This is a genomic window from Psychrobacter sp. AOP7-B1-24 (assembly GCF_052376215.1).
GTDB lineage: Bacteria > Pseudomonadota > Gammaproteobacteria > Pseudomonadales > Moraxellaceae > Psychrobacter.
This window is the reverse complement of sequence record NZ_JBQSVL010000218.1, coordinates 1-427: the sequence shown is the minus strand read 5'-3', so window position 1 is coordinate 427 and position 427 is coordinate 1. Positions and strand designations below refer to the sequence as shown.

At 34.7% G+C, this 427-nt stretch carries 1 pseudogene; it reads right to left on the bottom strand.

The annotated features are described in order from the left end of the window. Positions 1-404: pseudogene (locus ACT3QP_RS15085) on the bottom strand (hypothetical protein); the annotation flags it as partial. Positions 405-427 lie beyond the last annotated feature (23 nt).

Here is a 427-nt window from a genome sequence, read left to right as displayed (position 1 = left end):
TGTAAAAAATGGTTCAAATTAGATATTGAAGATTTTATGTAATATACATCTGTAAGTGAAAGCTCATTAGGCACTTTCTTGGTACCCCAGTTGTCAGGCTTTATACGTTTGGGCTTACTACCAATGGCAACAAGCTCTTGAGATTCAAAAAACTTTTGAGGATGATCACTTTTGGAAACATATCTAGGATGTAAGGTTACTGCAATAACAGCTTCGTCATTGGGTTTAGCTGCGTCTGGCAATTTCGATACATCGCTTATAATACTCTCTAATTGGTAAGAAATTCGCTCTTTAGCCTCTTCAAAAGTATAAGGCTGTTGTTTTGTGCCACCTCCATTTCTGATAACTTCTTTAGAAATTAACTTTTCACCACTTCCAATTAAGAAATTAGATTCTCTAGCCATCTTTAAGCTTCCTTTTATTATTT